19 protein-coding genes are annotated in these 23,182 nt (G+C 71.0%); 14 read left to right on the plus strand and 5 right to left on the minus strand.

Annotation, left to right across the window (positions count from 1 at the left end):
* Positions 1 to 38: 38 nt before the first annotated feature.
* Both IM697_RS30250 and IM697_RS30255 read left to right on the plus strand, forming a co-directional pair.
* Complete coding sequence (locus IM697_RS30250) at positions 39 to 1,586, plus strand: alpha/beta hydrolase (protein ID WP_194039268.1); 1,548 nt, start codon at positions 39 to 41, stop codon at positions 1,584 to 1,586.
* 81 nt (positions 1,587 to 1,667) lie between these two features.
* Entirely contained in the window at positions 1,668 to 2,204 is a 537-nt protein-coding gene (locus tag IM697_RS30255) for a GNAT family N-acetyltransferase (protein WP_194039269.1), read from the plus strand.
* Here the strand turns inward: IM697_RS30255 and IM697_RS30260 are convergent.
* Entirely contained in the window at positions 2,195 to 2,770 is a 576-nt protein-coding gene (locus tag IM697_RS30260; RefSeq protein WP_194039270.1) for an adenylosuccinate lyase, read from the minus strand. The two genes, IM697_RS30255 and IM697_RS30260, sit on opposite strands and share 10 nt — an antisense overlap.
* A 375-nt stretch (positions 2,771 to 3,145) precedes the next feature.
* Between IM697_RS30260 and IM697_RS30265 the strand changes: the two genes are divergently transcribed.
* The 12 genes from IM697_RS30265 (at position 3,146) to IM697_RS30320 (ending at position 19,085) form a co-directional block, all read left to right on the plus strand.
* Entirely contained in the window at positions 3,146 to 4,951 is a 1,806-nt protein-coding gene (locus tag IM697_RS30265) for a 3-hydroxyacyl-CoA dehydrogenase family protein (RefSeq protein WP_194039271.1), read from the plus strand.
* 409 nt (positions 4,952 to 5,360) lie between these two features.
* Positions 5,361 to 6,173: a TetR family transcriptional regulator gene (locus IM697_RS30270; protein ID WP_228044231.1), complete on the plus strand. Its 813-nt coding sequence runs from the start codon at positions 5,361 to 5,363 to the stop codon at positions 6,171 to 6,173.
* 77 nt (positions 6,174 to 6,250) lie between these two features.
* Positions 6,251 to 6,469, plus strand: coding sequence for a hypothetical protein (locus IM697_RS30275; RefSeq protein ID WP_194039273.1), 219 nt, complete (start codon positions 6,251 to 6,253; stop codon positions 6,467 to 6,469).
* A 450-nt stretch (positions 6,470 to 6,919) separates the two neighbouring features.
* On the plus strand, positions 6,920 to 8,263 hold the full coding sequence (gene ccrA / locus IM697_RS30280; protein ID WP_228044232.1) for a crotonyl-CoA carboxylase/reductase: 1,344 nt from the start codon (positions 6,920 to 6,922) through the stop codon (positions 8,261 to 8,263).
* Positions 8,264 to 8,281: 18 nt separating this feature from the next.
* Complete coding sequence (locus IM697_RS30285; protein WP_194039274.1) at positions 8,282 to 10,330, plus strand: protein meaA; 2,049 nt, start codon at positions 8,282 to 8,284, stop codon at positions 10,328 to 10,330.
* On the plus strand, positions 10,327 to 11,292 hold the full coding sequence (locus IM697_RS30290; RefSeq protein WP_007385825.1) for an HpcH/HpaI aldolase/citrate lyase family protein: 966 nt from the start codon (positions 10,327 to 10,329) through the stop codon (positions 11,290 to 11,292). The genes IM697_RS30285 and IM697_RS30290 overlap by 4 nt, the downstream gene beginning before the upstream one ends.
* A gap of 5 nt (positions 11,293 to 11,297) precedes the next feature.
* Positions 11,298 to 11,810 (plus strand): MaoC family dehydratase, encoded by a 513-nt coding sequence (locus IM697_RS30295; RefSeq protein WP_194039275.1) that lies wholly within the window; start codon positions 11,298 to 11,300, stop codon positions 11,808 to 11,810.
* Between the two features lie 2 nt (positions 11,811 to 11,812).
* Positions 11,813 to 13,018 carry an acyl-CoA dehydrogenase family protein gene (locus IM697_RS30300; RefSeq protein ID WP_194039276.1) on the plus strand — a complete coding sequence of 402 codons (1,206 nt, stop codon included), beginning with the start codon at positions 11,813 to 11,815 and terminating at the stop codon, positions 13,016 to 13,018.
* A gap of 170 nt (positions 13,019 to 13,188) precedes the next feature.
* Positions 13,189 to 13,848 (plus strand): phosphatidylserine decarboxylase, encoded by a 660-nt coding sequence (locus IM697_RS30305; RefSeq protein ID WP_194039277.1) that lies wholly within the window; start codon positions 13,189 to 13,191, stop codon positions 13,846 to 13,848.
* Positions 13,849 to 13,870: 22 nt separating this feature from the next.
* A complete protein-coding gene (gene pssA, locus IM697_RS30310; RefSeq protein WP_194049944.1) occupies positions 13,871 to 14,689 on the plus strand; it encodes a CDP-diacylglycerol--serine O-phosphatidyltransferase in 819 nt (272 codons plus the stop codon).
* Between the two features lie 134 nt (positions 14,690 to 14,823).
* Entirely contained in the window at positions 14,824 to 17,931 is a 3,108-nt protein-coding gene (locus IM697_RS30315; RefSeq protein WP_194039278.1) for an AfsR/SARP family transcriptional regulator, read from the plus strand.
* 50 nt (positions 17,932 to 17,981) lie between these two features.
* On the plus strand, positions 17,982 to 19,085 hold the full coding sequence (locus IM697_RS30320; protein ID WP_194039279.1) for a class I SAM-dependent methyltransferase: 1,104 nt from the start codon (positions 17,982 to 17,984) through the stop codon (positions 19,083 to 19,085).
* A gap of 67 nt (positions 19,086 to 19,152) precedes the next feature.
* Here the strand turns inward: IM697_RS30320 and IM697_RS30325 are convergent, their stop codons facing one another.
* From IM697_RS30325 to IM697_RS30340, 4 genes are read right to left on the minus strand one after another with little or no spacing between them, the layout of a single operon-like run.
* Positions 19,153 to 20,415, minus strand: a complete 1,263-nt coding sequence (locus tag IM697_RS30325; RefSeq protein ID WP_194039280.1) for an ABC transporter substrate-binding protein — start codon at positions 20,413 to 20,415, stop codon at positions 19,153 to 19,155.
* Positions 20,412 to 21,494 (minus strand): branched-chain amino acid ABC transporter permease, encoded by a 1,083-nt coding sequence (locus IM697_RS30330; protein WP_194039281.1) that lies wholly within the window; start codon positions 21,492 to 21,494, stop codon positions 20,412 to 20,414. Before IM697_RS30330 ends, IM697_RS30325 begins: the two co-directional genes overlap by 4 nt.
* Positions 21,487 to 22,377, minus strand: coding sequence for a branched-chain amino acid ABC transporter permease (locus IM697_RS30335; RefSeq protein ID WP_194039282.1), 891 nt, complete (start codon positions 22,375 to 22,377; stop codon positions 21,487 to 21,489). The genes IM697_RS30330 and IM697_RS30335 overlap by 8 nt, the downstream gene beginning before the upstream one ends.
* Positions 22,374 to 23,180, minus strand: a complete 807-nt coding sequence (locus IM697_RS30340) for an ABC transporter ATP-binding protein (RefSeq protein ID WP_228044233.1) — start codon at positions 23,178 to 23,180, stop codon at positions 22,374 to 22,376. The genes IM697_RS30335 and IM697_RS30340 overlap by 4 nt, the downstream gene beginning before the upstream one ends.
* Positions 23,181 to 23,182: the final 2 nt, after the last annotated feature.

A 23,182-nucleotide genomic window follows, 5' to 3' on the forward strand; every position in this document is an offset into this window, starting at 1 on the left:
CGGGTTCTTTCGTACGGCCTTCCCGGGACGAGAACCCCATGAGACGACGCGCCGCCGTGCTGTGCACTGCCGCCCTCGTGGCCGGGACCGTGGCGGCCGTCCCCGCCCGGGCGAGCGCCACGCCCCTCGCCTGGAGGCAGTGCGGCACCGAGAAGTATCCGACGTTGCAGTGCGCGTCCCTGAAGGTGCCGCTCGACCACAGCGCTCCGCACGGTCGGCAGATCACCCTCGCGCTGTCCCGCGTCCCGCACACCGCGAGGAGGTACCAGGGCCCCTTGCTGGTCAACCCCGGCGGACCCGGCGCGAGCGGTCTCACACTCGCCGGATTCGTGGCCTCCGCGCTGCCCAGGGCCGTGGCGGCCCAGTACGACGTCATCGGCTTCGACCCGCGCGGCGTCGGCAGGAGCACGCCCGCCCTCGAGTGCAAGCCGGCCCACTTCGCCCCGGTGCGCCCCGACTCCGCACCGCGCACACCCCGACTCGAGCGCGCCAACCTCCTGCGCGCCCAGTCCTTCGCGCGGGCCTGCGCCGAGAAGCATGCGGACGTGCTGCCGTACATGGACACGATCAGCGCCGCGCGCGACATGGACCGGATCCGCGCGGCACTCGGCGCGCGGCGGATCAACTACTTCGGCTACTCGTACGGCACCTACCTCGGGGCGGTCTACGGCAAGCTCTTCCCGGAGCGGGTGCGGCGCGCGGCCCTGGACTCGGTCGTCGATCCGACCGGCGTCTGGTACCAGGACAACCTCGCGCAGGACTTCGCCTTCAACGACCGGCACCGCGCCTTCATGGCCTGGGTCGCCAAGTACGACGTGACCTACCGGCTCGGCACCGACCCGGCGGAGGTCGAGGCCAAGTGGTACGCGATGCGGGCGTCCCTGGCCAGGAGGCCGGCCGGCGGGAAGGTGGGCGCCTCCGAACTGGAGGACACCTTCATTCCCGGCGGCTACTACAACGGCTACTGGCCCCACCTCGCCGAGGCGTTCGCGGCGTACGTGAACAGCAAGGACGCCGACCCGCTGATCGAGGCCTACGAGGACTTCGGCGGCTCGGACGCGTCCGGCGCCAACGGCTACAGCGTCTACGCCGCGGTGCAGTGCCGGGACGCCGCCTGGTCACGCGACTGGGAGCGGTGGCGGGAGGACAACTGGGCCGTGCATGCGAAGGCGCCGTTCATGACCTGGAACAACGCCTGGTACAACGCGCCGTGTGCGTTCTGGCCGACGGACTCGCTGCGCTCGGTGGACATCGCCAACGACAAGCTGCCGCCGGTCCTGCTGTTCCAGGCCACCGACGACGCCGCCACCCCGTACCCGGGCGCCGTCACGGTGCACCGGCGACTGGCCCGCTCCAGCCTCGTGGTCGAGCGTGGCGGCGGCAACCACGCGGTCACGCTGGGCGGGAACACCTGCCTGGACAGGCACCTCGCGGCGTATCTCGCCGACGGCACGGTGCCGCGCGGCGCGGGCGCGGTCGACGCGGTGTGCGAGGCGCGGCCCGATCCGAAGCCACTGAGCGCCAAGGCCGCGGCGACGGTGTCGCGGGGTGCGGAACTGCACGGGCTGCTCGGGTTCCGCCCCTGAGCGGCTGACCGCCCCGACGGTGTCGCCCCCGCCACACGGAGACATGGCCCATACCCCAGGAGCGGCGCCTAGGGTCCCTCCATGGACGACGACCGCATACGGATCCGCCCCATGGCCCTGCCCGACTGCCACCGTGTCGCCGAGATCCGGATCGGTGGCTGGCGGACCGCCTATCGGGGCCTGATACCGCAGTCGCACTTGGACACCCTGGACGTGGCTCAGGACGCCGAGCGCCGCCGGTCCTACTTCGCGCAGGCCGACGGCAGCGTGCTCGACCTCGTCGCCGAGCAGGACGGCGAGGTCATGGGCTGGGCCTGCCACGGGCCGTACCGTGACGGCGAAGTGCGCACCGCGGACGCCGAGTTGTACGCGATCTACGTCGATCCCGGGCGGTACGGCGCCGGCATCGGCCGCGCGCTGCTCCAGGAGTCGGTGCGCCGCTGTACGGCCGCCGGGCACCGCCGGATGCTGCTGTGGGTGCTCAGGGACAACGCCCGCGCCCGGCGTTTCTACGAGCGGGCGGGCTTCCGGGCGGACGGTGCCGAGGAGCCGTTCGAGGTGGACGGGGTGGCGGTGCCCGAGGTGCGGTACGCGCGGGAACTGACCGCTCACCGTTGACGGGGGATGCGTGCCAGTGCCCGTACCGCCGCCTCTGCCAGGGCCGGGTGGGCCAGGGCCTCGTTGAGGACCTGTCTGGCGCGGGCGTCGCCCAGGGTGCCGAGGCCGTCCACGCAGGCGAGGGCCACCCGGCGGTAGGGGTCGTGCGGGCGCAGCCGGCGCTGCAGGGTGGTGATCAGGGCGGGGACGGCCTCGGGGGCGCGGAGTTCGACCAGGAGCCGGACCGGGTGCAGGGCGTAGGCGACGCGGAGTTCGTTGGTGGCGAGGGCGGCCGCCGCGCGGGCCGTGCGGGGGTCGCCGAGGCGGGCGAGGGCGTGGGCGGCGGAGACGCAGCGCTCAGGGTCGCGGTGGTTCAGGAGCAGGACGAGGGACTCGAAGGCGCGCCGGTCGCCGGCGAGGCCCAGCCGGAACGCGGCCAGCTCCCTGGCCCACAGCGGCTGCCCGGGCGCGGTGAGCACGCTCGCCAGTTCGTCGAGGTCCTCGGTCGCCACGAGGCGGTCGTATCCGGCCGACGCGCCTGACTCCTGCCGTAAGCGCTCCGTGAGTGATCGCAACTCTTCGTCCATGAAGGCGAGCGTATGCAAGCGGCCCGCCTCACGGGACCTACATCACAAAGACGAGGGCTGGCGTGCTCGTTACCCACCGGTTAAGCTCATACGAGCGAGTCACCCACTCGCATATCTGCTTGCAGCGGCCTGGTGACGCAGCCACTGCGAGTGCTGGTCGGTTCGGTACTTCAGGTACCTCAGTACGACCCGGCTCCGGGACAGGGCCGGTCGGATCCGCCGTTCCCCGGCGCGTGTGCACGCGCTCGGCGACGGCACCGGGCGTGTGCGCCAGCAGCCCGGCAACACCCGCACTCAGTCTCTCCGCACCCGGTGCGCCTTCTCGGCGCACCCGGGCGCGCTTCCAGTCGTCACCCTCATTCCTGGAGTCCCGCGATGGCCACTCCCCTGTCCGACACCCCTCTGTCCCCGCTCAAGACCGTCGCCGTCGTCGGCCTCGGCACCATGGGCACCGGCATCGCCGAAGTTCTCGCCAAGGCCGGTCGCGAGGTCGTCGGCATCGACATCAGCGAGGCCGCGACCGCCAAGGCCGTCGCCGCCCTGGAGTCCTCGACCGCCCGCGCCGTGGAGCGCGGCCGGCTGGCCGAGGACGAGCGCGCGGACGTCCTCGCCCGCGTCCGCACCTCCACCGATCTGCGGGCCGCCGCCGACGCCGACCTGGTCATCGAGGTGGCTCCGGAGTCGTACGAGATCAAGCAGCAGATCTTCCGCGCGCTGGACGGGATCGTGCGCCCTGAGACGATCCTCGCGACCGGCACCAACGCCCTGTCGGTCACGCGGCTGGCCGCCGACTCGGCGCGACCCGAGCGGGTGCTCGGACTGCACTTCTTCAACCCGGCGCCGGCGATGCGGCTGGTCGAGGTCGTCTCCTCGGTGCTGACCGCGCCGCAGGCCGTCTCCGCGGTCACCAACCTCGCCCTGGACCTCGGCAAGGAGCCCGTGGCGGTCGGCGACCGGCCCGGTTTCGTCGCCGACGGGCTGCTGTTCGGCTACCTCAACCAGGCGGCCGCGATGTACGAGGCGAAGTACGCCTCCCGCGAGGACATCGACGCCGCGATGCGGCTGGGCTGCGGACTGCCGATGGGCCCCCTCGCCCTGCTCGACCTGATCGGCATCGACACCGCGCGCCGGGTCCTGGAGGCCATGTACGCCGCCTCGCACGACCGGCTGCACGCCCCGGCACCGATCCTCAAGCAGCTCAGCGAGGCGGGTCTGACGGGCCGTAAGTCGGGGCGCGGCTTCTACACCTACGAGGCGCCCGGCAGCGCCACCGTCGTGCGGGACGCGCTGACGCCGCTGGAGGGCGCCGCCCCGACCCCCGGCCGGACGGTCCGCTCCGTCGGTGTCGCGGGCTCCGGGACCATGGCGTCCGGGATCGTGGAGGTCTTCGCCAAGGCCGGGTACGAGGTCGTGCTGGCCGCCCGCAGCGCGGAGAAGGCGCAGGCCGCGAAGGCCCGTATCGGCAAGTCCCTTTCTCGCTCCGTCGACAAGGGGCGGATGACCGCCGAGGCCGCCGCGCAGACCCTGGACCGGATCACCGCGGCGGGCTCCTACGACGCGTTCGCCGACGTCGATCTGGCCGTCGAGGCCGTCGCCGAGGACCTGGAGATCAAGCAGCAGCTCTTCGCGACGCTGGACAAGGTCTGCAAGCCGGGCGCTGTGCTGGCGACGACCACCTCGTCGCTGCCCGTCGTCGCCTGTGCCCGCGCCACCTCGCGTCCGCAGGACGTGATCGGCATGCACTTCTTCAACCCGGCGCCGGCGATGAAGCTGGTCGAGGTCGTCCGTACGGTGCTGACGGCCGACGACGTCCACTCGACGGTCCGCGAGGTCTGCGTCAAGATCAAGAAGCACGCGGTCGACTGCGGCGACCGGGCCGGCTTCATCGTCAACGCGTTGCTCTTCCCGTACCTGAACAACGCGATCAAGATGGTGCAGGAGCACTATGCGACGCTCGACGACATCGACGCGGCGATGAAGCTGGGCGGGGGCTACCCGATGGGCCCGTTCGAACTCCTCGACGTCGTCGGGCTCGATGTGTCCCTCGCGATCGAGAAGGTGCTGCACCGCGAGTTCCGCGACCCGGGCCTGGCTCCGGCGCCGCTGTTGGAGCACCTGGTGGCCGCGGGCTGCCTCGGCCGCAAGACCGGCCGCGGCTTCCGCGAATATGCCCGGCGCTAGGGCCTGCCCGGCGGATCAGGCCGACTGTGAGGAACGGTGCCTCCTGGCCGAGCCGCGCGGGGCCGATGGGGGCGCCCCCGCGCGAGGTTGTTCGAGCGTGGGGGAGCGTGCAGCTGCAGGCGGAGGAGGGAGTCACGGCGGAGCCATGGCGACCGACGACAACGCGGCAGATGGGCGTGCCGGACCCCGCGACGCCGGCATGATCCGCCGGGCAGGCCCCAGGGGGCGTCCCGGCGACTGGTTCGGAGGCGGTCAGGAGTGGGGCGGGCTGCTGGACCCCGGCAGCTCTCCCCCGGCCACCCGGCGCGGCCCGGCCGCACCCGCCGAACCCGGCACTCCCCCGCCCGCCCGGGGCGGGGGAAGCCCCGTGCATGCGCATCAAGCTGCGCACATGCAGTACGTTCGGGTCATGTCCCAGCCCGCCAAGTCCTCACGTACACCAGCCACGCCCGACGCGCCGGAGAGTGCCGCGGGCAGTCGCGCCGCCGCGCAGCGGCTCAAGATGCGCCGCGAACTGGCGGCCGCGGCGATGGAGCTGTTCGCGACCAAGGGGTACGAGGCGACCACCGTCGACGAGATCGCGGCCGCGGCCGGGGTCGCCCGCCGCACGTTCTTCCGCCACTTCCGCTCCAAGGAAGAGGCGATCTTCCCCGACCACGACGACACGCTGATCCGCGCGGAGGCGGTGCTCAACGCCGCTCCCGCGCACGAGCACCCGCTCGACACGGTGTGCCGTGGCATCAAGGAAGTCATGAAGATGTACGCGGCCCGGCCGGAGATCTCGGTCGCCCGCTACAAGCTCACACGCGAGGTGCCCACCCTGCGCGAGGCCGAGATCGCGTCGGTGGCCCGCTACGAGCGCCTGTTCACCCGCTATCTCCTCGGCCACTTCGACGAGCACGCCCATGACGACGACGCCAACGACGACCCGCTGCTGGCGGAGGTCGCCGCGTCCGCCGTCGTCACCGCGCACAACCACGTCCTGCGGCGCTGGCTGCGCGCGGGCGGCCAGGGCGATGTGGAGGCACAGCTCGACCACGCCTTCGCGATCGTGCGCAGGACGTTCGGGACCGGGATCGGGGCGGGCCGGGAGAGCGCGCCGCGCACGGCACCGGCCTCCGTGGCCGCCCAGGGCGAGGTACTGGTGACGGTGGCCAGGACGGACGCGCCGCTGGACGAGGTGATGCGGACGATCGAGCAGGCGCTGAAGGAGCGCGCGTAGCAGGAACCATCGGGTCGGCTCATCCGTCTTCCCTGTCGAAGCACGATCTTCATGGTGTGCGACGGAAGTGAGTTGCCATGCAGGCGAACGACCCGACCAAGCTCGAAGCCACCCTGGCCGACGGACGGCGCATGACCCTCTCGCTCCCCCCGAGCGAAGCCAAGTGGGCCGCGGACGGCATCAAGGGTCTGCACCCCGTCCCGCCCACGCACACGGGCCGCGGCGAGGAGCCGCCCGCCCTCCCCGCGGAGCCGACGCTCCCCCTCCAGGTGGCACTGCTCGGCCTGGGTGCCTAGCGCGCCGACACCCACCGTCAACAGCCCGGCCACGAGCAGTCCCGTGGCCGGGCTGAGCCATGTCGCGGCCATACCGACGGCTGACCGATAGCACCCGATTGGTACCTACTCACGGGTAGCTTTGATCGATCATCGCTCATTTGTTACGTAAAGATTTCATCTGAGAGCAAGTTCTGGCACTCCGTGCCTTGCTAGATGACACGCCGTGCCATACGTTGAAGGAGTCCGGGCGGCCGGCGTGCAGAGACCTTTCGTACGCCGGCTGTCCCCGCAAGCCCTTCCCGGGGCCTGCGCGCCCGGACGCCTGCGTCACAGGCAACCTCCCGCGCCACAAAGCGCTGCCGAACAGCATCACCCGCCGAACCGACGGCAATCACCACAAACCCTCAGCAGCACCGACGTAACCCTCAGCACCCCTCCCTCAGGGTGCATATCGCCGGAGGCAACACCGTGACCGTGAAGGACATTCTGGACGCGATCCAGTCGCCGGACTCGACGCCGGCCGACTTCGCCGCTCTGCCGCTCCCCGAGTCGTACCGCGCGATCACCGTGCACAAGGACGAGACGGAGATGTTCGCGGGCATGACGACCCGCGAGAAGGACCCGCGCAAGTCGATCCACCTGGACGAGGTCCCGCTGCCCGAGCTCGGCCCGGGCGAGGCCCTGGTGGCCGTCATGGCCTCCTCGGTCAACTACAACTCCGTGTGGACCTCGATCTTCGAGCCGCTGTCCACCTTCGGATTCCTGGAGCGCTACGGCCGCACCAGCGAGCTGGCCAAGCGCCACGACCTGCCGTACCACATCATCGGCTCCGACCTCGCGGGCGTCGTCCTGCGCACCGGCCCGGGCGTCAACGCCTGGCAGCCCGGTGACGAGGTCGTCGCGCACTGTCTGTCCGTCGAGCTGGAGTCCAGCGACGGCCACAACGACACGATGCTCGACCCCGAGCAGCGCATCTGGGGCTTCGAGACCAACTTCGGCGGCCTCGCCGAGGTCGCGCTGGTGAAGTCCAACCAGCTGATGCCGAAGCCCGGCCACCTGAGCTGGGAGGAGGCCGCCGCTCCGGGTCTCGTCAACTCCACCGCGTACCGGCAGCTGGTCTCGCGCAACGGCGCCGGCATGAAGCAGGGCGACAACGTCCTGATCTGGGGCGCGAGCGGCGGACTGGGCTCGTATGCCACGCAGTTCGCGCTGGCCGGTGGCGCCAACCCCATCTGTGTCGTGTCCTCGCCGCAGAAGGCGGAGATCTGCCGGGCGATGGGCGCCGAGGCGATCATCGACCGCAACGCCGAGGGCTACAAGTTCTGGAAGGACGAGAACACCCAGGACCCGAAGGAGTGGAAGCGCTTCGGCAAGCGCATCCGCGAGCTGACCGGCGGCGAGGACATCGACATCGTCTTCGAGCACCCCGGCCGCGAGACCTTCGGCGCGAGCGTCTTCGTCACCCGCAAGGGCGGCACCATCACCACCTGCGCCTCGACCTCGGGCTACATGCACGAGTACGACAACCGCTACCTGTGGATGTCGCTGAAGCGGATCATCGGTTCGCACTTCGCCAACTACCGCGAGGCCTGGGAGGCCAACCGGCTCATCGCGAAGGGCAAGATCCACCCGACCCTGTCGAAGGTCTACTCCCTGGAGGAGACCGGCCAGGCCGCGTTCGACGTGCACCGCAACCTCCACCAGGGCAAGGTCGGCGTGCTGTGCCTGGCCCCCGAGGAGGGCCTGGGCGTGCGCGACGAGGAGAAGCGCGCCCAGCACATCGACGCCATCAACCGCTTCCGCAACATCTGAGAGCAGTCGAGGTCATCAATGACTGAGCGTCAGCCTGCCGAAGGCAAGCGGGAGAAGGACCGGCCGTGGCTCATGCGGACCTATGCCGGTCACTCCACGGCCGAGGCGTCCAACGAGCTGTACCGGCGCAACCTCGCCAAGGGCCAGACCGGCCTGTCGGTCGCGTTCGACCTGCCGACGCAGACCGGCTACGACTCCGACCACATCCTCGCCCGCGGCGAGGTCGGCCGGGTCGGCGTGCCGGTCGCGCACCTCGGTGACATGCGCCGGCTGTTCCAGGACATCCCCCTGGAGCAGATGAACACCTCGATGACGATCAACGCCACCGCCATGTGGCTGCTGGCGCTCTACCAGGTCGTCGCGGAGGAGCAGGGCGCGGACATCACCAAGCTCCAGGGCACGACCCAGAACGACATCGTCAAGGAGTACCTGTCGCGGGGGACCCATGTCTTCCCGCCGGGGCCCTCACTCCGGCTGACGACGGACATGATCGCGTACACGGTCTCCCACATCCCGAAGTGGAACCCGATCAACATCTGCAGCTATCACCTGCAGGAGGCGGGCGCCACGCCGGTCCAGGAGATCGCGTACGCGATGTCCACCGCGATCGCGGTTCTCGATGCCGTACGCGACTCAGGGCAGGTTCCCGAGGAGAAGTTCGGGGACGTCGTGGCCCGTATCTCCTTCTTCGTGAACGCGGGCGTCCGCTTCATCGAGGAGATGTGCAAGATGCGGGCGTTCGGGCGGATCTGGAACCAGGTCACGCGCGAGCGCTACGGCATCGAGAACCCCAAGCAGCGCCGCTTCCGGTACGGCGTCCAGGTCAACTCCCTCGGTCTGACCGAGGCGCAGCCGGAGAACAACGTCCAGCGCATCGTGCTGGAGATGCTGGCCGTGACCCTGTCCAAGGACGCACGCGCGCGTGCCGTGCAGCTGCCCGCCTGGAACGAGGCGCTGGGCCTGCCCCGGCCCTGGGACCAGCAGTGGTCGCTGCGCATCCAGCAGGTGCTGGCGTACGAGAGCGATCTGCTGGAGTACGAGGACATCTTCGAGGGCTCGAAGGTGATCGAGGCGAAGGTGGACGAGCTGGTCGAGGCCTCGCTCGCGGAGATCGACCGCATCCAGGAGATGGGCGGCGCGATGGCCGCCGTCGAGTCCGGCTACCTCAAGTCGCAGCTGGTCGCCTCGCACGCCGAGCGCCGGGGCCGGATCGAGTCCGGCCAGGAGAAGATCATCGGTGTCAACGCCTTCGAGGGCACCGAGCCCAACCCGCTCACCGCCGACCTGGACACCGCGATCCAGACGGTCGACCCGGCCGTCGAGGCCCGGGTGATCGCGGGGCTCCAGCACTGGCGCGACACCCGCTACCAGCCGCCGTTCAACCACCCCCGCCCGTGCAAGGCGCTGGAGCGGCTGAAGGAGGCCGCCAAGGGCACCGACAACCTGATGGAGGCCACCCTGGAGTGCGCCCGCGCCGGGGTGACGACCGGCGAGTGGGCCGGGGCGCTGCGCGAGGTGTTCGGCGAGTTCCGGGCGCCGACGGGGGTCTCCTCCGCTCCGGTGGCCGTCCCGGCCGAGGAGGGCGGCGCGCTGTCCCAGGTGCGCCGCAAGGTGGAACTGACGGCGACCGACCTGGGCGTGGGCAAGCTGCGCTTCCTGGTCGGCAAGCCCGGTCTGGACGGGCACTCCAACGGCGCCGAGCAGATCGCCGTGCGGGCCCGTGACGCCGGGTTCGAGGTGGTCTACCAGGGCATCCGGCTCACCCCGGAGCAGATCGTGGACGCGGCCCTCGCGGAGGACGTGCACGCGGTGGGCCTGTCGATCCTCTCCGGCTCGCACGCGCAGCTGGTGCCGGACGTGCTGGAACGGCTCCGTGTGGCCGGTGCCACAGATATACCCGTGATCGCCGGTGGCATCATCCCGAATGGTGACGCCGAGCAGCTCAGGGCCGCCGGAGTGGCCGCCGTCTTCACCCCGAAGGACTTCGACATCACCGGAATCATCGGCCGCATCGTCGACGAGATCCGGAAAGCGAACAAGCTCGACCCCCTGGAGGTCCCCGCATGACCACGCCCGTCAACCGTCTGCGTCCGCGACGCTCCTGCCTCGCGGTCCCAGGAAGCAACCCCCGCTTCCTGGAGAAGGCGCAGGGCCTCCCGGCCGACCAGGTCTTCCTCGATCTGGAGGACGCGTGCGCGCCGCTCGCCAAGCCCGAGGCGCGGCACACCATCGTCAAGTTCCTCAACGAGGGCGACTGGACGGGCAAGACGAGGGTCGTGCGCGTCAACGACTGGACGACCGAGTGGACGTACCGCGACGTCGTCACGGTCGTGGAGGGCGCCGGCCAGAACCTCGACTGCATCATGCTGCCGAAGGTGCAGACGGCCGAGCAGATCGTCGCCCTCGACCTCCTCCTCACCCAGATCGAGAAGACGATGGGCTTCGAGGTCGGCAAGATCGGCATCGAGGCGCAGATCGAGAACGCCCAGGGCCTGAACAATGTCAACGAGATCGCGACCGCGTCCCAGCGCGTCGAGACGATCATCTTCGGCCCGGCCGACTTCATGGCGTCGATCAACATGAAGTCGCTGGTCGTGGGCGAGCAGCCGCCCGGTTACCCGGCGGACGCCTACCACTACATCCTGATGAAGATCCTGATGGCCGCCCGCGCCAACAACCTCCAGGCGATCGACGGCCCCTACCTGCAGATCCGCAACATCGACGGCTACCGCGAGGTCGCCCAGCGCGCCGCCGCGCTCGGCTTCGACGGCAAGTGGGTGCTGCACCCGGGCCAGGTCGAGGCGTCCAACGAGATCTTCTCGCCCTCGCAGGAGGACTACGACCACGCCGAGCTGATCCTGGACGCGTACGACTACTACACGTCCGAGGCGGGCGGCAAGAAGGGCTCGGCGATGCTCGGCGACGAGATGATCGACGAGGCCAGCCGCAAGATGGCACTGGTCATCTCCGGCAAGGGCCGCGCCGCCGGCATGCAGCGCACGTCCAAGTTCGAGATCCCGGAGGCCTGAGCGCGATGCAGTTCGGACGCACCTACGAGGAGTTCGAGGTCGGGGCGACGTACAAGCACTGGCCGGGCAAGACGGTCACCGAGTACGACGACCACCTGTTCTGTCTCCTCACCATGAACCACCACCCGCTCCACATGGACACGAACTACGCCGAGAAGACGACGGACTTCGGCAAGAACGTGGTGGTCGGGAACTACATCTACTCCCTGCTGCTGGGCATGTCCGTCCCGGACATCTCCGGCAAGGCCATCGCCAACCTGGAGATCGAGTCGCTCAAGCACGTGGCGCCGACCTTCCACGGAGACACGATCTACGGCGAGACGACCGTGCTCGACAAGTGGCCGTCGAAGTCGAAGAACGACCGCGGCATCGTCCACGTCGAGACCAAGGGCTACAAGCAGGACGGCACGCTGGTGTGCGTGTTCCGCCGCAAGGTCATGGTCCCCACCGAGACGTACATCAAGGAGCGCGGCGGCGAACAGCCCGGCCGCCCGGAGCTGAAGCAGCAGGAGAAGTAGCCATGGCGCGCCTCGCCCAGACCGCCGGTCTGACCGACATTCAGCAGGAGATCCTCTCCACCGTCCGGGACTTTGTCGACAAGGAGATCATCCCGGTCGCGACCGGCCTGGAGCACCGCGACGAGTACCCGCAGCAGATCGTCGACGGCCTGAAGGAACTGGGCCTGTTCGGTCTGATGATCCCCGAGGAGTACGGCGGCCTGGGCGAGTCCCTCCTGACGTACGCCCTCTGCGTGGAGGAGATCGCCCGCGGCTGGATGTCGGTGTCCGGCATCATCAACACCCACTTCATCGTGGCGTACATGCTCAAGCAGCACGGCACGCAGGAGCAGAAGGACCACTTCCTGCCGAGGATGGCGGCCGGCGACATCCGCGGCGCCTTCTCGATGTCGGAGCCGGGCCTGGGTTCCGATGTGTCGGCCATCACGTCGAAGGCGGTCAAGGACGGCGAGGAGTACGTCCTGAACGGCCAGAAGATGTGGCTCACGAACGGCGGAACGTCAAGTCTGGTCGCCGTGCTCGTCCGAAGTGACGAAGGACACGCCGAGGGCACCGCGCCGCACAAGTCGATGACGACCTTCCTCGTCGAGAAGGAGCCCGGCTTCGGAGAGGTCCGCCCCGGCCTGACCATCCCGGGCAAGATCGACAAGATGGGCTACAAGGGCGTCGACACGACCGAGCTCATCATGGACGGCCTGCGGATTCCGGCCAATCGTGTGCTCGGCGGCGTCACCGGCCGAGGCTTCTACCAGATGATGGACGGCGTCGAGGTCGGGCGCGTCAACGTGGCGGCGCGTGGCTGCGGCGTCGCTCAGCGTGCCTTCGAGCTCGGTGTCGAGTACGCCCAGCAGCGGCACACCTTCGGCAAGCCGATCGCCCAGCACCAGGCCATCCAGTTCAAGTTGGCCGAGATGGCTACCAAGGTCGAGGCCGCGCATGCGATGATGGTGAACGCGGCACGCAAAAAGGACTCCGGGGAACGAAACGACCTTGAGGCCGGTATGGCGAAGTACCTCGCCTCCGAGTACTGCAAGGAGGTCGTGGAGGACGCCTTCCGGATCCATGGCGGCTACGGCTTCTCCAAGGAGTACGAGATCGAGCGCCTCTACCGTGAGGCTCCGATGCTGCTGATCGGTGAAGGTACTGCCGAGATCCAAAAAATGATCATCGGTCGCCGGCTGCTCGAAGAGTATCGGCTCCAGGGCTGATTGTCCGGATACGGGGTGTTTTCTTGGAGAAGAAGATCACACCCCGTCAGCACTCTTCGGACGCCGACTCGGCTTCCTGGCTTGCCCAGTTGCGGCCCGCGACCGGTACGATCCCGGGAAAGCCGCCGTCCCCTGATACCGCGCGGCATCATCCGCTACGAAGGTCATCCATGCCCCACAGCCAAACCTCTGCACCACGCGACAGCCAGGTCGGCGGCGTACGCCTCGCGCGCGGAGCATCGCCGTGGCTTCTCCCGACCGTCGCCACCGCAGCCGTCAGCCTGCTGCGCGCACGCCGCTCCGGCGTCGCCAAGGCCGTCGCCGTGCCCGCCACCGCTCTCGCGGCGGGCATGCTGTGGTTCTTCCGCGACCCCGAGCGCGAGATCGCCACGGGCCGGGTCATCTCCCCCGCCGACGGTGTGGTGCAGAGCATCATGCCGTGGAAGGACGGCCGCACCCGCGTCGCGATCTTCATGAGCCCGCTGAACGTCCACGTCAACCGTGCGCCGCTCTCCGGCACGGTCGCCTCCGTGGAGCACATCCCGGGCGGGTTCGTTCCGGCGTTCAACAAGGAGAGCGAGAACAACGAGCGCGTAGTCTGGCATTTCGACACCGAACTCGGCGACATCGAGATGATCCAGATCGCCGGCGCGGTGGCCCGTCGCATCGTCCCGTACATCCCGCAGGGCACGAAGGTCGAGCAGGGCGACCGCATCGGTCTGATCCGCTTCGGCTCGCGTGTCGACATCTATCTGCCCGAGGGCGTGGAGGTCGCGGTCGAGGTCGGGCAGAAGACCGTGGCTGGGGTGACTCGCATTGACCGTGATTGATCCTGAGACCCAGCCGGGCTGGGTGCCGGAGGCCGACGAGGTCGACGAAGAGGAGGAGATGCCTCTTTCTCTGCGCCTGTCGATAGCGGACACCCTCACTCTCGGCAACGCCACGTGCGGCTTCATGGCGGTGTACTTCACCACCACCGGCATCCTGATCCCGCACCTCACCGGCAGCGAAGAGACCGGCATGGCCCGCCACAGCGCGGCCACCGCGGTCATCCTGATGCTGTGCGCGGCGGTCTTCGACCTGTTCGACGGCCTGGTGGCGAGGAAGCTGCGCTCCTCCCCGATGGGCGCGGAACTGGACAACCTCTCCGACCTGATCAGCTTCGGACTGGCGCCGGCGTACTTCGTGCTGGTCTACGGCATGGTCGCCAACGACGCGCACCAGCGGGTGGCGGCGGTCGGCGCGATCGTGGTGCTGCTGGCGGTCGTACTACGGCTGGCGAGATTCTCGTGCGTGACGGTCCCGAACGGCATGTTCCAGGGCATGCCCTCGCCGTTCGGGGCGTTGACGGTGGTCTCGATCGTGCTGCTCGAGCTGCCGTTCGTGGCGACGCTGCTGGCGATCCTGGGCACGGCCTGGCTGATGGTGAGCCGTGTCGAGTACCCGAAGCCGCGGGGTCGGCTGGCGGTGGCGATGCTGGCCTGGATCGTCGTGTCGATGGGCCTGCTGGCGGCCTGGGCCTTCGACGCGCCCAGCGGCCAGCTGCTGCTCCAGACGGGCTGCGCGCTGCAACTGGTGATGGGCGCGGTGATCCCGCTGTTCGCCACGGCTCGCCGGGTGAACAACTTCCGCGACAACCGGCGTGAGGCGCGGGCGGCGCAACTGCCGTAGCGACGCCGTAGCGGCGATCGAGCCGTTCAGGGGCCCGGACCTTCTGGTCCGGGCCCCTGTCGTATGGCCTTCGCGCACGGCCCGGCTCGGCCACAATGGCGGTTGGGTGACTGCCGGAGGGGGGCTGAGGGCAGGTGTCGGGGGAACGCTCAGGCGAGCACGACGGATCGGACCCGGTCGTCGAGGTCGGACTGCTGGGGCCGGTCGAGCTGCGGGTCGCGGGCAGGGCGGTGCCGGTACCGAGCCTGCCGCAACGGGTGCTCCTCGCCCGCCTCGCGCTGCGGCCGCAGCGGGTCGTGCCGGTGGCCGAGCTGGTCGACTCCCTGTGGGACGAGGAGCCGCCGCGGGGCGCGGTGGGCAATCTGCACAGCTACGTCTCCCGGCTGCGGCGTCTGCTGGGCGGCGACCGGATCGGGCGGGAGCCCGCCGGATACCGGCTGCGGGTGGCGGCCGAGCAGGTCGACATCGGCCGGGTGGACCTGCGCGTGGCCGCCGCGCGGGCTGCGGCGGCCACGGACCCGGCGCACGGAGCGCGGCTGCTCGGCGACGCCCTCGGCTGCTGGCGCGGGGATCCACTCGCCGACCTCGCCGACCGGGCGGCGTTCGCGCCCGAGCGCGCCCGGCTGACCGAGTGGCGACGGCAGCTGCGGGAGGAGTGGTTCGCCCTGCGCCTCACGGCCGGGGAGGCCGAGGACGTCCTGCCCGACCTGGAGGAGGCCGCGGCCGCGGACCCCTTCCGGGAGCGCGTCCAGTTGCTGTTCATCCGTGCCCGCCACCTGGCGGGCCGGACGGCGGAGGCGCTGGAGGCGATGGAGGCGTATCGGCGTCGCCTGGCGGAGGAGCTCGGCCTCGATCCCGGCCCGGAACTGGCAGAGCTGCAGCATCGGCTGCTGATGCACGACCCGGGGCTACTGGGGGCGCGGCGCGGGTCGGCGGACGATTCGAGGGAGCCCGCTCCGCGGCCGGGCCCCGGGCAGCGCGCCGGGACGAACGCCCTGCGGCCGGGCACCGCAGACGAATCCGGCACGCACGCCCCACCGCCCGCCGCCGCGGAAGGGCTCATGCCGAATGCCCCGCCCGACCTTCATCCTCCGACCCCGTCGTCCAGCCCCGCCCTCCGCCGGCCCGGCGACCGCTTCGTGGGACGCGCCTTGGAGCTGGCGCAGGTCACCGCCGCCCTGGAGGCACACCGGGCCGTGACGGTCGTTGGCCCCGGTGGGGTCGGCAAGACGCGGCTGGTGACGGAGCTGCTGGGCCGGGGCGGTCAGGACGAGCCCGTGCACTTCGTCGAGCTCGCCGGGACGGGAAAGCCCGGCGAGACCGCCGGCGCGGTGGCCACCGTGCTGGGGCTGCGGGCCGCTCCCGAGGGGGACGTGACCGCCGTGGCCGACCGGCTGGGCGGTGCACCGGCGCTGCTGGTGCTGGACAACTGCGAGCACCTGCTGCCGACGGTGCGGGAACTCGTCGCCGAGCTGCTCGGGCGGTGCCCGGCCCTGCGGGTGCTGGCGACCTCGCGGCAGCGGCTCGGGGTGCCCGGTGAGCGGGTCGTCCGGCTCGGGCCGCCGTCCGAGGAGGAGCAGGTCGAGCTCTTCTGCGACCGGGCGGCCCTGTTGCGCGACGGGTTCGCAGAGGGACCGGGTGCCGCGGAGACCGGCGCGCTCGTCGCGGAGATCTGCCGGCTGCTCGACGGGCTGCCGCTGGCCGTGGAGCTGGCGGCGCACCGGGAGGCGGTGTTCGGGCTGCGGCAACTGCGCGAGCGGCTGTCCGCCGGCCTCGACGTTCTGGAACCGGCGCGCGGCGGCGACCGCTCCACCGCGGTCACCGCGACCGTCGAGTGGTCCCGCAGGTTGCTCGACCCCGCCGCCCGGGACCTGCTGGACCGCCTCTCCGTGTGCCGGGGCGGCTTCGTCGCCGAGGCGGTCGACCACCTGGCGCCGCCCGGAGCGGGCAATCCGGCGGCGCTGCTCGCCGAGCTGGTCGACGCCTCGTTGGTCGGCTGCGATCTGAGCGCCGAGCCGCCGCGCTACCGGCTGCTGGAGACCGTACGGCATGTCTGTGCCACGCATCTGCCGGACCCGGACGACGCCCGCGCGGCGCACGCCCGCTGGATGGCGGCACACGCCGAGGCGGTGCACCGGCTGCGCCGCGACCGTTCTCCCGTGGCCGCCGCGGCGTTCCGCCGGGAGGCGGCCAACACGTATCAGGCGCTGTCGTGGCTGTTCGGTTCCGGGCGCCGGAAGGAGGCCACCCGGCTGGGGCTGCTGACCGTCGTGGTGCTCGCCGGTGACCCGGATCTGCCCCTGGTCAACCTGTTGCGCGGCATCGAGCCCGCCGTGCCGCAGCCGCCCCACGGCCCGGCCGGCGACGACACCGAGGCCGTCCTGGCCATGGTCGTGGGCGTGGCCGCCTGGATGTCGGGTGACTGGCGGACCGCCGAACGGCTGCTCGGGGCGGCCCTGGACATGCTGCCCGACCGTCATCCGTACCGCTGGTTCGGGCAGTTCCACCACCTGACCAACCGGCTGTTCCGGGGCGATGTCGCCGGGGTCGAGGCGGACGCGGAGGCTCTGCTGCGCCATGGGGCGCCGGGCTGGGTGGCGGGGTCGGGAGTGTGCTGCGCGGCGCTGGCCAGGGAGTTCGCCGGGGACCACGAGGCCGCCGAGCGGTGGCTGACGCGGAAGGAGGTGCTCCGCACCGAGCTGAGCCTGGTCAACGAGTTCGTGACGTACACGCGCGGGGAACTGGCCGCCGAGCACGACCCGTCCCGCGCGCTGGCCTGCTTCGAGGAGGCGATCCGGGGCAGCGACACGCGGGGCAACACCTACGTCCGGGAAATCGCCGCCATCGGCCGGGCGGCCGTACTCATCCGCCTGGGGCGGCACACCGAGGCCGTCGTCGCCTGCCGTGAACTCGTCGAGAGCCTGCGGCGGCTCGGCCTGTGGCCCCAGGTGTGGATGGTGCTGCGGCTCACCGCCGAGCTGCTGGTCGCGCTCGGCGACCACGCGACCGCCGCCGCCCTGTTCACCGCCTCCGACAGCGACTCGCTGGCGCCCGCGGTACTGGGCACCGACCGGGACCGGCACGCCGCGCTGTGGCGGGACATCACCGACCGGCTCGGCCCCGAGCGGCTGGCGGCCCACCGCGCCGAGGGCCGCCGGGACGGCCGGGCCGGGGCCGCCGAACGGGCGCTGCGGGCACTGCGCGCCCAGGAGGACCACACCGCCCGGCGCGAACAGGCGTAGAGCAAGCCGCCGGCAGGCCTCCGGCAAGCGGCCCCCGACACCGTGGAGGCATGACGACAACCACCGAACGCGACGCGACCGCACCAGCCGCCACCGACACCGCCCAGACCCGGGTCGAGGAGTTCCTCGGCCGGCTCGTCACCGACTTCGCCGGCGCGTCCTCCGCCCTGACGATCGCCCTCGGCGACCGGCTCGGCCTGTACCGGGCCATGACCGGCACCGGGCCGCTGACCGCCGACGACCTCGCGGCGGCGACCGCTCTCAACCCGCGGCTGGTCACCGAGTGGCTCAAGGCCCAGACCGTGTCCGAGTACGTGATCCACGACCCGGCGGCCGGCACGTACGAGCTGCCCGAGGCGCACGCCGCCGTCCTGTCCCGGCCGGACTCGCCGGCCTACCTGGTCGGCGCCGCCGGCATCATCGCCGGCCAGTACGCGGCACTGGACGGCGTCGAAGAGGCCTTCCGTGCCGACGGCGGCCTCGCCTACGGCACCCACCACCCGTGCCTGTTCAGCGGCATAGAGAGGTACTTCCGCACCGCGTACGTCCACCAGATCGCGCAGACCTGGTTCCCGGCCGTGCCGGGCCTCGTCGAGCGGCTGGAGCGCGGGGCGCGGGTGGCCGACGTCGGCTGCGGACACGGCGTGGCCGACCTGCTCATCGGGCAGACCTGGCCCGCGTCCGCCGTCACCGGCTTCGACGCGCACGAGCCGTCGATCGCCCAGGCCCGCGCGAAGGCCATCGAGGCGGGCAGCCCCGGCAATGTGTCGTTCCGCGTGGCCGACGCGGCCGGGATCGGGCCCGGCCCGTTCGACGTGGTGGTGTTCTTCGACGCCCTGCACGACCTGGGAGACCCGCCCGCGGCGCTGCGCCGCGCCCACGAGGTGCTCGCGGACGGCGGCATCGTGATCGCCGTCGAGCCGTGGTCCACGGACCGGCTGGAGGACGGCATCGGCCATCCGACCGTGCGGATCGGATACGCCTCCTCCACCACCCTGTGCACCCCGGGCTCCCTGGCCCAGCCCGGCCGGTACGGCCTCGGCACCCAGGGCGGCCCCGCCAAGCGCCTCGACCTGCTCGCCGAGGCGGGCTTCCGTGACGTGCGGCTGGCCGCGGACACGGGGTTCAACCTCGTGCTCGCCGCGGTCAAGTGACGTCGTACGACCGCGAGTCAGCGGCTGCGGGGTGGGCTGTCCCGCCTCCCGCAGCCGTGCTCACAGCTCACGCACCCGGCGTGTACGCCTCCGCGACCTGCGACGCCTCGGCCTCCCGTACGACCTTCATGCCGCCCGTCACGGACTTGTCCGGCTGCAGGATGACGCTCTGCTTCGAGGACGGGGCCTTCGGGTCGGTGAAGTTCTGCGGGATGCCGAAGCCGTTGTCGAAGGAGTCGAGGGTGAGCAGCGCCTTGTCGACGCCCTCGCGGGTGAGGTCCTTGCTCTCGCAGGCCTTCTTCAGGGCCTCGCCGAAGACGGAGGCGGCGGTCCAGCCGGCGACGATGCCGTTGTCGAGGGCGTCGTCGGGATACGCCTTCTGGTAGTCGGCGACCAGCTTCTTCGCCTCCGGGGTGTCGGCGCCGATCGGCAGCGACGGTGAGGACACGTAGTAGTTGTTCATCAGGGCCGGGCCCGCCTGGGTGGCGAGCAGCTGCGGGGCGAAGGCCGAGTTGTTGCCGATGATCGGCACGTTGAACTTCCCGGCGGCCGCGACTCCGACGAGCGAGGCGGCCTGGCGCGGGCCGGCGCTGATCACGACCGCCTTGACGCCGGCCTGCTTCAGGGCGGCGACCTGGGCGGTCATGTCGTTGTCGGTCGGCTTGATCTTCTGTTCGACGACGGTGAGCCCGGACTCCGCGGCCATGTGCTTCGCGCCGGCCAGGGCGTTCTCGCCGTAGTCGCCCTCGAAGTAGACGTGACCGATCTTGTCGCCCTTCTTGATGCCTTTCTCCTTGACCAAGAAGTCGATCGCGTTGATCGTCTCAATGTCGTACGTGGATCCGATGACCCGGATGTACGGACTGCCCAGCAGGCTGGCCGCCCAGGCCTGCGGCAGCACCAGCCCCTTGTCCTGGCCGTCCACACGTTGCTTGACGGCGGCCACGAACGGCGAGCCGATGAACTGGGCGAAGCCCAGCACCTTCGGCTCCAGCTCGGTGTACCCGGAGACGGCCTTCTGCGGGTCGTAGCCGTGGTCGCGGACGGTGAGGGCCAGCTGGTAGCCGCAGATGCCGCCGGCGGCGTTGGTCTGCTTCACATAGAGCTGCTGGGCCTGGGTGACGCTCTTGCCGAGGGTGGCGTACACACCGGTCATGTCCGTGAGGACGCCGAGGTTGATGGTCTTGCCGGAGATGCCGTCGCCGGTCTTCACCCCGCCGGCGCCCGCCTTGTCGGCATCGTCGTCCTTGGCCTTGGAGCTGCACCCCGCCAGCACGAGCAGGGCCGCCAGTGCCCCGGCGGCCACCCTCGCCGCATAGGTCGTACTCATCGTTCCTCCCCTGGATCGGTGCCGACGCGACGCCGGGCGGCCACCCTGACCAGGCCGCCCGGCAGGAAGAGCACCACCGCCACGACGGCGGCGCCGTACAGGTACCGGGCCGCCTCGCCCGGTGCGACCCCGCCCGTGCCGGGGGCGGAGACCAGCGGCAGCGTGTCGCTGTAGCGGGTCAGCAGCTGCGGCAGCAGGGACACGAAGACCGCCCCGACCACCGCTCCCGCGACCGAGCCGAGCCCGCCGATGACGATCATGGCGAGGTACTCCAGCGACAGCACCACGCCGAAGTAGTCGGGCACGGTCCGCTGGAAGACGAGCGCGAGCAGCACCCCTGCCAGGCCCGCGTACATCGACGACAGGACGAACACGGCGGCCCGGTAGCGGGCGACCGGCACGCCCATCACGCCGGCCGCGATCCGGTGGTCGCGGATGGCGTTCATGGCACGGCCCGGACGGCCGCGCAGCACTCCGCGCGCGAACAGCGCGCAGGCCGTCAGCAGTACCAGGCCCGCGTACCAGAGCTTCTCGGCGGAGCCGAACGGCACGGCGGCGACGACGAGTTCACTGTCGTCGAAGGTGAGGCCGAAGAGGCTCAGCGGCGGTACGTCACGGCCGTTGGAACCTCCGGTGAGGTCGTGCGCGTTGAACATCACGTGCTGGCCGATGAAGACGAGCGCGAGCGTGGCGATGCCCAGGTAGGCACCGCTCAGCCGCCCCGCGATCGGGCTGAAGAGCCCGCCCGCGACACCGGCGACGAGCACGGCGAGGACGGCCGCGAGCCACGTCGGCAGCCCGAGCCCGGACAGCCCGTCGCCCCCGTCACCGGCGAACACGCAGTAGCCGTAGGCCCCGACCGCGAGGAAGAAGGCGTGCCCCATGGAGAGCTGTCCGGTGGCGCCGGTGAGGAGGTTGATGCCGATCGCGCCGATGGCGGCGGCCATCGCGAACAGGCCCGCCTGGAGCCAGAAGCGGTCCAGGTAGAAGGGCAGGGCGAGAAGCAGGACGGCCCCGGCGGCCCACACATACGTCCGTGTGCGCAGCAGCCGTACCGGCTTCACCAGGGCCTCAGACACGGGCGAGCTCCTTCGTGCCGAACAGCCCCGCGGGCCGGATGAGCAGGATCACGACCATCACCAGGTAGGGCGCGAGGTCGCCGAGGCCGCGGCCCAGGAAGGTGAGGTCGCTCTGGTAGCCGGTGGCGAGCGACTCGGTGATTCCGACGAGCAGCCCGCCGACGAGCGCCCCGGTCGTCGAGTCGAGGCCGCCGAGGATCGCCGCCGGAAAGGCCTTCAGCGCGGCCAGGGACGTGGCCCGTTCCAGGCCCGGCGTCGGGAAGACGGTGAGGAACAGCGCGGCGACGGCGGCGAGGCCCCCGGCAACCGCCCAGGCGCCGAGCGAGACCCGTCCGAGCCGTACGCCCATCAGCGCCGCCGTCTCCGCGTTCTCCGCGGCGGCACGCATGGCGACGCCCCAGGACGTGTGGCGGAAGGCCAGCAGGAAGGCGGTGATCAGCAGGGCCGCGGCGACGAACGCGGCGATCCGTGTGTGGGCGAGCGAGACGGGCCCGACGGTGAGCACGGCGTCGCCCCACGGGTCGCCGAGTGCCAGCACGTCCGTGCCGATACGGCGGGTCAGTTCGGTGGTGAGCAGGATGTCGACGCCGATGGTGACGATGGCGAGGACGCTGTGGTCGGAGCCTCGGTAGCGGCGCATGACGAAGAACTCCACCGCCGCCCCGACGACCGCCGCGCCGGCGATCCCGGCGGCCAGCGCCGGCCAGAAGCCGATGTCGTCATGGAGGGTCGCGGTGACGTAGCCGCCCGCCAGCAGCAGGGACGCGTGGGCGAAGTTGACGACCTCGGTGGCCCGGAAGATGACGACGAACCCGAGCGCGATCAGGGCGTAGACGGAGCCCAGCGAGACCCCGTTGAGGAGGAGTTCGGCGAAGGTGCTCATGCGTCCCCGGTCTCCTCTCCGTCGGTTCCGTCGGTGCGTTCGCCCAGATACGCCCGTACGACCGCCGGATCGTTCTGTACGTCGCCGGGAGCGCCGTCCGCGATCAGGCGCCCGAAGTCGAGTACGGTCACCGCGTCCGCGAGCCGCATCACCACCCCCATGTCGTGTTCGACCAGCACGATCGAGATGCCGAGGCTGTCGCGGACCCCCGCGACCACCGCGGCCGTGCGGCGCCGTTCGCCGGCGGTCATGCCCGCGACCGGCTCGTCGAGCAGCAGCAGCCGGGGTTCCATGCACAGGGCGCGGGCGAGTTCGGCGAGCTTCTGCAGTCCGTAGGGCAGTGAGCCGGCCGGGTGGCCGAGGTACTTCTCCAGGCCCACGAACGCGGCGATCTCCCGGACGCGTTCGCGGTGCCGGCGCTCCTCGCGGGCCGCCGACGGCAGCCGCAGTCCTGCGGACAGGAATCCGGCGCTCGTGAGCCGGTGCCTGCCAAGCAGCAGGCTGTCCTCGACGGTGGTGTGCGGCGGCAGGGCGAGGTTCTGGAAGATGCGGGCGACGCCGAGGCCGGCAATGCGGTGCGGGGGCAGGCCGGTCAGCTCGTGGTCGCCGAAGCGGACGCTGCCACAGGCGGCGCGCACGACGCCGGACAGGACGTTGAAGCAGGTGGACTTGCCGGCGCCGTTGGGGCCGATGAGGGCGTGCACGGTGCCGGGGCGCACGGTGAAGCCGACGGAGTCCAGCGCGGTCAGGCCCGCGAAACGGACGGTGAGGCCGGTGACCTCCAGGGGCGGGACGTCGGTCATCG

The sequence above is a fragment of the Streptomyces ferrugineus genome, assembly GCF_015160855.1.
Classification (GTDB): Bacteria; Actinomycetota; Actinomycetes; order Streptomycetales; family Streptomycetaceae; genus Streptomyces; species Streptomyces ferrugineus.